At 70.3% G+C, this 12,048-nt stretch carries 10 protein-coding genes and 1 riboswitch; of the genes, 2 read left to right on the top strand and 8 right to left on the bottom strand.

Going from position 1 to position 12,048, the window contains the following annotated elements; translation table 11 throughout:
• Positions 1 to 26: 26 nt before the first annotated feature.
• Positions 27 to 1,241: a cytochrome P450 gene (locus OG538_RS32635; RefSeq protein ID WP_406099106.1), complete on the bottom strand. Its 1,215-nt coding sequence runs from the start codon at positions 1,239 to 1,241 to the stop codon at positions 27 to 29.
• Between the two features lie 101 nt (positions 1,242 to 1,342).
• Positions 1,343 to 3,853: a SpoIIE family protein phosphatase gene (locus OG538_RS32630; RefSeq protein ID WP_406099105.1), complete on the bottom strand. Its 2,511-nt coding sequence runs from the start codon at positions 3,851 to 3,853 to the stop codon at positions 1,343 to 1,345.
• A 134-nt stretch (positions 3,854 to 3,987) separates the two neighbouring features.
• On the opposite strand from OG538_RS32630, the gene OG538_RS32625 reads away from it, so the two are divergent.
• Complete coding sequence (locus OG538_RS32625) at positions 3,988 to 4,158, top strand: hypothetical protein (protein WP_406099104.1); 171 nt, start codon at positions 3,988 to 3,990, stop codon at positions 4,156 to 4,158.
• Between the two features lie 167 nt (positions 4,159 to 4,325).
• Here the strand turns inward: OG538_RS32625 and OG538_RS32620 are convergent, their stop codons facing one another.
• Complete coding sequence (locus OG538_RS32620) at positions 4,326 to 4,514, bottom strand: antitoxin (protein ID WP_406099102.1); 189 nt, start codon at positions 4,512 to 4,514, stop codon at positions 4,326 to 4,328.
• Positions 4,515 to 4,710: 196 nt separating this feature from the next.
• On the opposite strand from OG538_RS32620, the gene OG538_RS32615 reads away from it, so the two are divergent.
• Positions 4,711 to 6,354: a GMC oxidoreductase gene (locus OG538_RS32615; protein WP_406099101.1), complete on the top strand. Its 1,644-nt coding sequence runs from the start codon at positions 4,711 to 4,713 to the stop codon at positions 6,352 to 6,354.
• A 92-nt stretch (positions 6,355 to 6,446) separates the two neighbouring features.
• Here the strand turns inward: OG538_RS32615 and OG538_RS32610 are convergent, their stop codons facing one another.
• From OG538_RS32610 to OG538_RS32590, 5 genes are all read right to left on the bottom strand, one after another.
• Positions 6,447 to 6,926 carry a carboxymuconolactone decarboxylase family protein gene (locus OG538_RS32610; RefSeq protein ID WP_406099100.1) on the bottom strand — a complete coding sequence of 160 codons (480 nt, stop codon included), beginning with the start codon at positions 6,924 to 6,926 and terminating at the stop codon, positions 6,447 to 6,449.
• On the bottom strand, positions 6,923 to 8,002 hold the full coding sequence (locus OG538_RS32605) for a dihydrodipicolinate reductase (protein ID WP_406099099.1): 1,080 nt from the start codon (positions 8,000 to 8,002) through the stop codon (positions 6,923 to 6,925). The genes OG538_RS32610 and OG538_RS32605 overlap by 4 nt, the downstream gene beginning before the upstream one ends.
• 110 nt (positions 8,003 to 8,112) lie before the next feature.
• Complete coding sequence (locus OG538_RS32600) at positions 8,113 to 9,591, bottom strand: FG-GAP repeat protein (RefSeq protein ID WP_406099097.1); 1,479 nt, start codon at positions 9,589 to 9,591, stop codon at positions 8,113 to 8,115.
• 227 nt (positions 9,592 to 9,818) lie between these two features.
• Entirely contained in the window at positions 9,819 to 10,700 is an 882-nt protein-coding gene (locus tag OG538_RS32595) for a transglycosylase SLT domain-containing protein (RefSeq protein WP_406099095.1), read from the bottom strand.
• 5 nt (positions 10,701 to 10,705) lie between these two features.
• A riboswitch (cyclic di-AMP (ydaO/yuaA leader) is annotated at positions 10,706 to 10,890 on the bottom strand.
• Between the two features lie 297 nt (positions 10,891 to 11,187).
• Entirely contained in the window at positions 11,188 to 12,033 is an 846-nt protein-coding gene (locus OG538_RS32590; RefSeq protein ID WP_406099093.1) for an ABC transporter ATP-binding protein, read from the bottom strand.
• Positions 12,034 to 12,048: the final 15 nt, after the last annotated feature.

Below are 12,048 nucleotides of genomic sequence, written 5' to 3'. Positions count from 1 at the left end.
GCCCGGCTCCCGTCGAACGGCGGATGTCACCAGGTGACCGGCAGCCGGAACACCCCCTGGACGGAGCCGCCCGGCTTGACGCCGAGGGCGTCGAGCGGCTCGGTCAGCCGCAACGTCGGTATCCGGGTGGCGAGTTCATGGAGAGTGATCTCCAGTTCGGCCCGCGCCAGATTCTGGCCGATGCACTGGTGTACGCCGTAGCCGAAGGCGAGGTGGTGCCGCGTGCCGCGCCGGACGTCGAGGATGTCGGGGTCGCTGAAGACCTGCGGTGAGCGGTTGGCCGCCGCGTTCGGCAGGTATACCCCGTCGCCCTCCTTCACCACGACGCCGCCGATCTCGATGTCGGCGGCCGCCACCCGCTGCAGTTCGTCGGCGACCGAGAGGAATCTCAGCAGTTCCTCCACCGCCCCGGACGCGACTTTCGGGTCGGCACGCAACTGGGCGAGCTGTTCCGGGTGTTCGAGCAGGGTGAGAATGCTGAGCCCGATCATGTTCGCGGTTGTCTCGTGACCGGCGACCAGCAGGAACATCGCGATGGAAGCCAGCTCGTCGCGCTCCAGCTCGCCGGAGGCCAGCCGGTCTGCGATCAGTTCGTCGAGCAGCCCCTGTCCCGGTTCCGCCTCCTTGACGGCGATGAGTTCGGCGAAGTAGCCGACCAGCGCGGCGGCGGCGTCGGACGCCTCCTGCGCCGTGCTGGTCGCCTGCACCATCCGGCTCGTCTGCTGCTCGAAGAACTCGTGGTCGGAGTAGGGGACGCCGAGCAGCTCGCAGATGACGGTGGAGGGCACCGGCAGGGCGAACTCGGGAACGAGGTCGGCGGTGGTTCTCCCGTCGGCGAGCAGCGCATCGATCTTCTCCCCGACGATCCGCCGGATCGAGGGGCGCAGCGAGTTGACCCGCTTCACCGTGAAGCTGGGGATCAGCATGCGCCGCTGGATGTCGTGCTCCGGCGGATCCATCCCCACCAGGGCGGTCAGCTTGGCGGCGGCCATGCGGGGGACGAGCACCGGGAAGTCGGGGCGGGTCCGGTCGGAGGAGAGCCGCGGGTCCACGAGCAGCTGACGGGTCTCGGCGTAGCCGGTGACCACCCAGGCCACCCGGCCGTCGTACAGCCGGACGCGCGCGAGCGGTCCCTCCTTCCGCAGCTCCTCGTACCCGGCCGGCGGGTGGTAGGGGCAGCCGCGCGTCATCGGGAACTCCGGCAGCCCTACGGTCTCGGTCGTTGCGGTGTCGCTGCTCATGCGGCCCCCAGGCACTCGGTTCACACCGGCTCTCCGGTGTGAACCGGCATTGTCGGGAGGACCGGTTAAGGAGTTCTAAAGCCGCCTGCGGGTCGATACGCCTAAGGGCTGTCCGGCCACCGGGCGGCGAGGAGCAGGGCGATGTCGTCGGGACGGTCGGCTGCCTGCCTGGCGTGGCCGATCACCTGGTCCGCCGTTTCGGTCAGGGGGCCGGGGCCGCATCCGGCGATGATGCCGCGCAGGCGCTCGACGCCCACGTCGATGTCCGTGCCCGACTCCTCGACCATGCCGTCGGTGTACAGGGCGAGCATCGCGCCCGGGGCCAGGTGCAGCTCTGTGACGGGGTACGACGCCTCGGCGTCGATGCCGAGCACGATGCCACCGGCCAGGTCCATGACCTCGGCGGTGCCGTCGGGCCGGCGCAGCACGGGCTGCGGATGGCCGGCCCGTACGGCCTGTGTGATGCCGGTGGCCGGGTCCATGACGATGTAGCAGCAGCTGGCGAACTGGCCGGGGTCCAGGTCGATGAGCAGCCGGTTGGTTCCGCTCATCACCTCCTGGGGGTCGTGTCCGCTGAGCGCGAAGGCCCGCACGGCGCTGCGCAGCTGGCCCATGGTCGCGGCGGCCGCGACACCGTGGCCCTGGACGTCCCCGATGACCAGGGCGAGCTTCCCGCCGGTCTCGACGACGTCGTACCAGTCGCCGCCGACGTCCATGCCCTGCGTACCGGCGAGGTAGCGGCCGACGGTGTCGACGCCTTCCACGACGACGGGCAGCCCGTGGGGCAGCAGGACGTCCTGGAGTCCGCGTGCCAGGGCCGCCTCGGTGTCGTACCGCTGGGCTCGTTCCAGTGCCTGCGCGATGAGGCCGGCGAGGGCCGTCAGTACCGTCCGCTCCTCCGGGCTGAAGCCGCGCGGCTGGTCGAAGCCGAGGATGCAGGAGCCGACGTGCCGTCCGGAGGCGATCAGGGGCAGGAAGGCGCGCGCGCCGACGTCGGTCTCCATGGGGATTCCGGGGTACGCGGCGGCCAGCCGCTGCATGGACTCGAAGAAGATGGGGCGCCCGGTGGTCAGTGTCTCGACGCCGGGGATGCGGGCGTCCAGGGCGACGCCGTCGAACCGGTTCAGGAAGCCGTGGGGGAAGCCGGTCTCCCATTCCAGGTAGAGATGGCGCTCCTTCAACAGGTAGATCGCGAGCTGACGGCCGCCGAAGGCGGGGAGCAGTTCCTCGGTGACCACGGCGGACACCTGCCGGGCGGTGACCGCCTCGGTGAGGGCGATGGCCAGGGCGACCGGCCGGTAGAGCGCGGCGGAGCGGTCGGCCGGGGAGCCGAGGCCGAGCCCGGGCGAGACGACGGACCCCGGCGCGTACACCGGCTGTTCGGTCGGGGTGAGCACGGCCGTGAGGCCGTCGTGACCGGGGTACAGGGAGACGGAGAGCCAGGGCGGCGGGGTTCGCCGGGCGAGGAAGTGGACCGGGGCGTCGGAGAGCATCGCGGCGCGGTAATGGTCCTCGTAGGCCGGGTTCGCGAACCAGGGCAGGGCCTCCCAGAGCACCCGTCCGACCAGCTCCGACCGGGGATGACCCAGGATTTCCTCGGCCAGGCGGTTGATGTAGGTGATCCGGGCGAAGCGGTCGAGGGAGAAGATGCCGCGCGGCAGCCGGTCGGCCGCCTCGGCGACGACCGGCCCGATGCCGAGGTCCACGAGGAAACCGGTCAGATGGGTCGCGGCGCCGGGGTCCGCATCGTTGTGCCGGCGGCCGGACACCTCCAGCAGGTGCGAGCGCCCGTCGGGGCCACGCAGCCGCATCCTGCGGACGACGGGCCCGCCCGAGTCCGCCGCCTGGCGGGCCAGGGCCCACAGCCCGTACACGTCCTCCGGGGCCAGCCGCGCCGCCAGTGCGTCAATGGTGCCGGGGAACGCTTCCTGTCCGCCGCCGAGGATGGCACCCAGCTCGTCATCCGCACCGACGGCTCCGCTCTCCAGGTCCCAGTCGAAGCGGCCGATCCGTACGGGGGGCGAACTGCCGGCCGGCAGCTGGACGGGGAGCGGCTCGTCGTCCCAGTCCACTGCCGTCCCCGCGGACTCCAGGGCGGCCAGCGCCTCGCCGAGCGCTTCGCCGATGCTCCGCAGCCTGCGCCGGTCGGCGTCCTCCACCGGCTGCCCGGGGGTCGCCGGGCGCAGCACGACCAGGACGCCGACCGGCTTGCCGCCGATGGTGACCGGCATGTAGAGGGAACCGAAGGGGAACGGCAGTCCCGCCATCAGCTGCGGGAAACGGCGCATCGCCTCTTCCGCGTCGGCGAGATGCACGGCCCGGCCCGACCGGAAGGCCTCGGCGACCGGGAACGGCCGGTTCACATGCATCCGCCACCAGGGGCGGAACAGCGGTCCCGGCAGTCCTGCCAGGACCGCGAGCCGCAGGAGTCCCGGGGTGAGGGAGCGCAGGTAGACGCCCCCGGCCTGACCGCCGACGGACTCGATCGCCTTCACGGCTGCCTGGGAAAGCACCAGTGGCAGTTCGTCCGGAACCCTGCCGTTCCTTAGTCTTCCGGGCGCACTGCTGCCCTGACTGAGCGGCTTACGCCGGACCGCGCCGTACCAGGTCACCCTGCCAGCATGCTCCCCGGCCGCTGTGCCGCGCACTTCGGAGCGTTCGGCATCTGCGACCGAAATGCACTCTTCGTAGTTGTATGCAACTCTGAAGGCGGCCCATCGTCCGACATCCGCAAGGAGGCACGATCATGGGCAAGAAGCAGAGTCGGCATAACCGCGGCGCCCGCTCCGGAGGCCACGAGCACTCCACGGCCACGGAAGCCAAGGAGCAGACGAGCACGGCGCCCGCACCCGATGCGGTGAAGGCGATCTCCGAGCAGGTCTCCCACAAGCGCGAGCGGAAGTTCGGCCACAACTGACCTCTTCCTCACGCCTGCGCCACCGCACGACCGCGCGCGGTGAAGGAGCGGCAGCCACCCACATACGGCGGCTGCCGCTCCTTCACTGCGCGGTCTCCCGACCTTCGACGCACAGCACAGGGCCTGCGCCCGTTCGGGGCGGAGGCCCTGCGGAGGGTGCGGCTGCCCTACTGTTCGCCGGTCGGCGGACGACGGTCACCGAACTGGTCATTGAGCTTCTGCTGGGCGGAATCGACCTGGCCGTTGTACTTGTTGCCCGTTTTCTTGTCGATGAAGTCGCCGCCCTTCTCGACTCCCTTGCGGGCCTGGTCGGGATGCCCCTTGATCAGGCCCTTGATCTTGTCGAGCATGCTCATGACTTTCCTCCTCATGGAACGCTGACCCTCCCAGCATCCATGCGATACCCCCGCGCCGCACCCCGGGGGCGCCGCGGCCGCCACCCGCGGCAGACGACCGAGGATCCGGGGGAAATTACCCATAGGTATGTAGTGACTTATCGCGCGAGCGCCAGTAGAACTCGTTCCCATTCGAGCGGAGAGTGAGGAACGCCACATGGCGGACTTGAGCTTACCCGACAAGGGATCGAGCGGTATCTCACGTCGCGGATTCGTAGCTAGAACAGGTTTCATCCTGGGAGCGGCGGCGCTCTCCGGTCACGCCACCGGCGCCCAGGCCCGCGCCTTCGGCCCTGCCTCTGTGATCGGCAGTGGGGACCACGTTCCAGTTCTGGTGATCGGCACCGGGTACGGAGGTTCCGTAGCCGCCCTGCGTCTCGCCCGCGCAGGGGTACGCGTGCACCTGGTCGAGATGGGGATGGCATGGGACACCCCCGGGGCCGACGGCAAGATCTTCGCCAACACGACGAAACCCGACGGGCGTTCGTACTGGCTGCGCACGAAGAGCAAGCAGCCCCTCAGCAACTTCCTCGGCTTCCCCATCGACAGGGCGATCCCCCGGTACACCGGCATCCTCGACGCCGAGGACTTCAGCGGGATCACGGTGTACCAGGGGCGCGGCGTCGGCGGCGGGTCGCTGGTCAACGGCGGCATGGCGGTGACGCCCAGACGCGAGAACTTCGGCGCGATCCTCCCGTCGGTGGACGCCGAGGAGATGTACTCCACCTACTACCCGCGCGCCAACGCCGGGCTCGGGGTCGGCACCATCGACCCGGCGTGGTTCGACAGCGTGGACTGCTACCAGTACGCCCGCGTGGGCCGCAAACACGCCCAGCGCTCCGGCTTCCCGTTCGTCTTCGTACCCGACGTGTACGACTGGGACTACATGGAGAAGGAAGCCGTCGGCACCGTACCCAAGTCGGCGCTGGACGGTGAGATCCTCTACGGCAACAACTACGGCAAGAAGTCGCTGCAGAAGACCTACCTCGCCCAGGCCGCGGCGACGGGCAACGTCACCGTCTCCCCCCTCCACCAGGTGACTTCGGTCGCCCCCGCACAGGGCGGCGGCTACACGGTCGTCATCGACGAACTCCGCACCGACGGGAGTGTCGCGACCACCAAGACGGTCACCGCGGACAAGGTGTTCTTCGCCGCGGGCAGCGTGGGCACCAGCAAGCTGCTCACCCGGCTGAAGGCCACGGGCGCGCTGTCCGGGCTGAGCGACGAGGTCGGCAAGGGCTGGGGCGACAACGGCAACGTCATGTGCGGCCGCGCCAACCACATGTGGGACGCAACGGGCGCGGTCCAGTCGAGCATCCCCTGCGGCGGCATCGACAACTGGGCCGCCGGCGGCGCGTTCGCCGAGGTCGCTCCGCTGCCGACCGGGATCGAGACCTACGCCTCGTTCTACCTGTCGATCACGAAGAACCCGCACCGTGCCCAGTTCTCCTGGAACGCCGCCACGGGCAAGGTCGACCTGAACTGGCAGACCGCCTGGAAGCAGCCCTCCATCGACATGGCGAAAACGATCTTCGACAAGATCAACGCCAAGGAGGGGACCATCTACCGGACCGACCTCTTCGGCGTCTACAAGATCTGGGGCGACCACCTCACCTACCACCCGCTCGGCGGCGCCGTCCTCGGCAGAGCCACCGACAACTACGGCCGACTGCACGGCTATACGGGCCTCTACGTCATCGACGGCTCGCTGATCCCCGGCAACACCAGCGTCAATCCGTTCGTCACCATCACGGCCCTCGCCGAACGGAACATCGAGAAGATCATCGCCACCGACCTGTGACGGCGCGGCCGAAGGGGCGGACCTTCCAGTAGGAGGCACGGGCAGGCCTCCTACTGGACACGCGCCGCAACCGGGTCCGGCCGGCGGTGGATTCAGTGACCAGGCAGCACGCACACGGCGTCGAGACCGAGCACATGGTTGAGCCTGCCGAACGCGAGCCAGGAGCCGATGCTCATGCTCAGTTCGACGATCTCGTGCTGGCTGTAGTGCGCCGTCATCCGGGCCCAGAAGGCATCGTCCAGGCCGTGGTGGTCCAGGGCATAGCGCTCGGCGTATTCGGCGGCCAGCCGGGTCCGGTCGTCGAAGACCTCTGTGGTGCGCCAGTCGGTCACCGCGCCGGCGAAGTCCTCCTCGACCTTGTCTCCGTCGCGTTCGGTGCGCCAGTCCAGGCAGAACAGACAGCCGTTGATCTGCGCGATGCGCAGTCTGGCGGCCTCGAACTCCCGGAGCCCGAGCGTCGTGTGCTCGTACACCGACAGCGAGAAGTTCGCTGCGGCCATGCCGATGCCGGGAACCATGTCCCCCCACACGTAGCCGATCGGCTCCTGGCCCTCGGGGATGTCGATGATCATGACTGCTTCCTTCCGAGTCGGCCGGCTGCGGGACGCAGGGGCACGTCGAGCGCGTCGTAGAGTCCGGGTTCCGCCTCCACCAGCCAGTCGATGGCGTTCACCAGCCGGCCGACGGCGGTGGCGTTGCCGCCCGCCGAGCGGTTCTCGCCCTCGTCGGTGGCCTCGACGGTGACCTCGATGCGCGGGCGCCCCTCGATGATCACCCGGTGCGCACCGGAGCCGTCCGGCGGCGACGGCCAGTCCGGAGCACAGGACGGATGGATACGGGTGATGTGTTCGATGACGATGCGGGGTTCGCCCTCGACGATGCCCTGCACCTCGAAACGGACCGCGCCCTGGGTGCCCGCCTCGAACGCGCCCATCGTCCGGGTGCTGACGGTCCTCTCGAGCGGCCGCCGGGCCATGGTCTCGCGGATGTCGTCGAGCTCCACGCCCAGGGCCCGGGCCATCAGGCGTATCTGGCCGCCCCACACCATGGTCGGGACGGAGGCCGCGAGCATGAGGGGCTCGTACTCCATGGGGTGTCCCATGCCGATGAGGTGGCGGACCGAGTCGGGCTGGTCGTACGTGGAGTAGTCGAAGATCTCCTGACAGCGGATCACGTCCACCGTGGTGCCGAGTCCGCTGATCAGCAGAGGAAGTACGTCGTTGCCCCAGCCGGGGTCGACGCCGGAGACGAAGAGCGAGCCGCCACCGCGGGCCACGGCTTCGAGCACGGGCTCGCGCAGCTCGGGCGGCGCGCCCCGCTGGTCGTAGAGCGCGTACAGGGCGGGGGTGACGACGACCGCGCCTGCGGCCACCGCCCTGGTGATGTCGGCCAGGGCCTCGTCGGGCCGGATGTCGCCGGAAGCCGCGTACACGACGGCGCGAGGGGCGGTGGCGAGCACCGCGTCGACGTCGTCGGTCGCGGCGAGGCCCAGATCGCGGTCCAGCCCGGCCAGGGCGCCCGCGTCGCGGCCCACCTTGCCGGGGGCGTGGACGAGTACGTGCGCGAGCTTCAGAGCCGGATGGGCCTCGACCGCGCGGATGGCAGCGCGGCCGACATTGCCGGTACCCCAGACCACCGTGGAAATCATGCGGCGGAGGGTAGCGCGCGGGATGAAAGGTTCATAGTGGCATCGCACACCGGGTTGGGAACGGACCGGCGCAGGCCGGGGAACTCGCCCCGGCCCGCTCCCCCGGGCTCCTACTCGTCGATCGCGGCCCCGTATCCGGCGCCCGTCCTCGGACCGCCGAACGCTCCCGCGTCGAACGTCCACGAGCCGGCGGCAGTCACTCCGCCGGCGCCGGCGGAGAACGCCCAGACGACGCCGTCGCCGGCGTTCTCCCCGGGCGCCGCGGTCAGCAGACCGGCCCGCCCGTCCTTGTCGGGGTCGGTCAGTCGCGCCTGGCCACCCCAGTGGTCACCCTTCTCGGGGGTGCCCGGAACGTTCAGCGAGTCCTGGTCCCACGAAGCGGCGCCGGTGGCGGTGAGCCCGCCGGCCGCGCCGCGCAGCACCCACACGGCCCCGGCGTCGGCGAGCGTGCCGATGTCCTCGCCCGGGGCGCCGATGGCCACGTCCGCGTACCCGTCGCCGTCGGTGTCCGCCACGGAGAGGTCGGCGCCCCAGCCGTCGCCGGCCTCCGAGCCACCGGGGACACCGGAGGTGTCCTGCGTCCACCACACGGGCGGGGTGCCCGGGCCCTCGGCTCCGACCGGCCCGTCACCCGCGCTGCCGTAGTACACGCCGACCACTCCACCGGTCATGGACTCGCCGCCGTCGTCGGGGCTGTGCGGCTCCCCGGTGACGAGGTCGTCGTAGCCGTCGTCGTCGATGTCGCCGGAGGCAACGGCGGGACCGCCGCGCAGGTCGTGTTCGTACCGGAGGCCCTGGACCTCGCCGAAGAGGAGGGTGGACCAGCCGTGGCCCGGCTCCTCGCCGATGGTGACCCCGGAGATGACCAGGTCGGCGAGGCCGTTGCCGTCGTAGTCGCCGGTCGTCATGGCCCGCGGCACGATCTCGCGCCCCGGTGTGCCGGGGACATGGCTGGTGCGTGAGATGGCATCCCGCCGGGTCCCGGGGTCGTACTGGTACACGGCGAGGTCGGTGCGGCCGGTCACGGCCAGCTGGTCGCCGGGGATGTCGGGGCTGAAGTGCGCGGCGACGAGAGCGCCGCCGAACCCTGCGCCGGCGACGGGCCCCTCGGCCTGAAGCCAGTCGCTGCCCGTGCCGGAGAGCCCGTCCGCGGAGCCCCACAGGACGACGGCGCCGCCCGCGTCGGTCACCGGCTCGATGTTCTCGCCCGGGAGTCCCACGATCGCGTCGTCGTACCCGTCCCCGTCCAGGTCGCCGGTGGCCAGGGCCCGGCCGAAACCGTCCCCGGCCTCGGCGGCGCCGGGCACCCCGGTGGTGTCCTGGCTGAAGACGTCTCCCCGGGCAGTGCCGATGCCACCCGGCCCGCCGTACTGCACGGTCACGTAGCCCGCGCCCTTCCTGCCGGCGATGGTCCCGCCGGGCGCGCCGATGAGCACGTCCTCGTAGCCGTCGCCGTTGAAGTCGGTGTTGCGGTCGTCCGCGTGCGTTCCGCCGGGGGCGCCGGCGTAGGCGGAGGGCGCGGCGATGGCGGCTCCCGCGATCAGGAGGAGAGAGGCCGCGACAACGGCGGCCGGACGGTAGGTGCGCACGAACGGCTCCTCGGTTCAAGGATGACCGGGCGAGGCCTGTCCGGCCGACCGGGCCGGGCAGGCCGCTGGGCCGGAGCGCCGGGAAGGGCCCGTTACCTTCCTGGCGCCCTGTTGGACCCGTGCTGCGCCACAAGGGTTGTACGGCATGGCGAAAGGGGCGGAAAGGAGCAGTTCAGCTCCCTTCCGCCCCTGTTCACGCCTCCGCCCGGGGGCGGAACCGCAAGGGATCAGTAGGCCCCGAAGACGTTGTCGATCGAGCCGTACGTGGCCGCGGCGTAGTTGCACGCGGCGGTGATGTTGGCGACCGGGTCCAGGATGTCCAGCGAGGTGCCGGGCACGTGGAACGCGTCGAACGTGGGCTGGATGACCTGGAGGAGGCCCTTGGACGGGGTGCCGGCAGCGGCGTTCGAGTCCCAGTTGTTGACGACCTGCGGGTTGCCCGAGGACTCGCGGATGACGTTGCGGTAGATGCCGTCGTAGCTGCCGGGGATGCCGTGGTCGGCCATGACGGCGAGCGACTCCTTGATCCAGCCGTCGAGGTCGTCGGTGTACGACGTCGCGGTCTGCGCGGGCGTGGTCGCGGCGGTCTCCTCGGCGACGGGCGTGACCGTCGTCCGCTGGGAACGGTCGGCACGGTCTGCGCTCTCGGTCCGGTCGGCGGACGGCTGCGAGGCGCTGCCGGACGTGTTCTCCGCCTTGAATTCGCTCTTGGTCGCGGCCTTGGGGGCAGCGGCCACGGACTTGGCGCCGATGGTCAGCTTCAGACCCGGGTGAATGAGGTCGGGGTTGCCGCCGACCGCGCTCCGGTTGTCCTTGTACAGCCGCTCCCAGCCACCGCTGAGGGAATGCCCGCGGGCGATCTTGGAAAGCGAATCACCGGAGACCACGGAATAGGTGGTGGACTCGGTCTTCTGTGCGGCAATTTCCTTGCCCGCCACGGAAGTCGGGGCCGAGGCCTTTGCTGCGACGACCGAGTGTGCCGGTGCGGCGGAAGCCGATCCGGCAGCGATCAGGGGGAGCGCGAGAACGGCTCCGCCCGCACTCACGGCGATGAAACCGCGGGTCAGGGGGGTGGACTTGGAACGACGGTGCTGACCCTTGAAGGGCATGGCGCTTTTCCTCTCCGCCGCCTGCGAGGTGAGCTGTCGGGTTCGGACTGGAGATGTCCGGCCGCACATGGCGACTTCACCCCAAGCCGCTCCGGATTCCCCGGAACGGCAGCAAACCTGGGTCCCCCGCTCCTGCCGTACGTGAGTGGTCGGGTTACCGGACGGCGGCAGGATTCGGCGTTCCATCCGGATTGACGGTGACCGTAAGCGAGAAAGACCGGACGAAACAAGCCCAGAATTCCCGATCACAATTGATCAGCAAGATCAATAAAAGGAAATGTGCGACGCCGGTCACATGCGTGGAACCAGAATTTCTTGGCACAGCAGGGAACCGAAGCCTCCGGTTCCGCATCGACGGCGGCAAACGTGACGCTGGCCACTGTGCCCGAAAAGGGTGATTTGCTAGGTATTCGTAATCCATGCCCCGTTGAGGCGTGACCCTGTGGGATGTTTTTGACTAATCCGAAATAATTGCTCAATTCGGACATTATGGAGCAGATGTCGGCGCCGCGATCATGTCGGCACGGCTGCGCGGCACGACGACCGGTGAGCCGTCTCCCGGGGCGGGGAGGATGTCGGCGTCGACCGCATAGAGCTCCTTCACCAGCGCCTCGTCGACCGTCTCGCGGGGGGCACCCCGGGCGATGACGCGGCCGCCCTTCATGGCGACGAGGAGGTCGGCGTACCGGGCGGCGGCGGCGAGGTCGTGCTGGACCATGACGACGGTGCGGCCGGTGGCCGCGACCTCGCGGACGAGTTCCAGGACCTCGACGGCGTGCCCCAGGTCCAGAGCGCTGGTCGGTTCGTCGAGCAGGACGACAGGGGTCTGCTGGGCCAGCACCATCGCGAGCCAGCAGCGCTGGCGCTGACCGCCGGACAGCCGGTCGATGCGCTCCCCCGCCAGTGCCGCGGTGCCGGTGGCGTCGAGTGCGTCGCGTACCGCCCGCTCGTCCTCGCGCGACCACTGGCGCAGCAGCCCCTGGTGCGGGCTGCGTCCGTAGCGCACCAGCCCTGCCACGGTGACGGCCTCGGGGGCGCGCGGTGACTGGGGCAGCAGCGCGACGTGGTGGGCGGCCTTGCGCCGCCCGGTCTCCCAGATGTCCGTGCCGCCTATCCGGACCGTGCCGCTCTCGGGCCGGTGGAGCCGCGCGACGGTCCGCAGCAGGGTCGACTTCCCGCAGCCGTTGGGGCCGACGATCGCGACGACCTGTCCGGCGGGAACGGTGAGGTCGACGTTTTCGACGACGGGACGGCCGGGGTATCCGGCACGCAGGCCACGGACTTCCAGGCCCGCCTCGACGCCCGCCTTCGTACCGGTCGGATTCTCGGTCATGTACGGCTCACGTTC

Source organism: Streptomyces sp. NBC_01013, assembly GCF_045162765.1.
In the GTDB taxonomy this organism is placed as follows: Bacteria; Actinomycetota; Actinomycetes; order Streptomycetales; family Streptomycetaceae; genus Streptomyces.
Note: the sequence above shows the minus strand (reverse complement) of the source record. Positions and strands in the feature narration are given on the sequence as shown.

Excerpts from the sequence above, each read along its gene's own strand:
- OG538_RS32610 (WP_406099100.1), bottom strand. The coding sequence starts at position 6,926 with ATGATCATCGACATCCCCGAGGGCCAGGAGCCGATCGGCTACGTGTGG.
- OG538_RS32620 (WP_406099102.1), bottom strand. The coding sequence starts at position 4,514 with ATGAGCATGCTCGACAAGATCAAGGGCCTGATCAAGGGGCATCCCGAC.
- OG538_RS32625 (WP_406099104.1), top strand. The coding sequence starts at position 3,988 with ATGGGCAAGAAGCAGAGTCGGCATAACCGCGGCGCCCGCTCCGGAGGC.
- OG538_RS32615 (WP_406099101.1), top strand. The coding sequence starts at position 4,711 with ATGGCGGACTTGAGCTTACCCGACAAGGGATCGAGCGGTATCTCACGT.
- OG538_RS32635 (WP_406099106.1), bottom strand. The coding sequence starts at position 1,241 with ATGAGCAGCGACACCGCAACGACCGAGACCGTAGGGCTGCCGGAGTTC.
- OG538_RS32590 (WP_406099093.1), bottom strand. The coding sequence starts at position 12,033 with ATGACCGAGAATCCGACCGGTACGAAGGCGGGCGTCGAGGCGGGCCTG.
- OG538_RS32605 (WP_406099099.1), bottom strand. The coding sequence starts at position 8,002 with ATGATTTCCACGGTGGTCTGGGGTACCGGCAATGTCGGCCGCGCTGCC.
- OG538_RS32595 (WP_406099095.1), bottom strand. The coding sequence starts at position 10,700 with ATGCCCTTCAAGGGTCAGCACCGTCGTTCCAAGTCCACCCCCCTGACC.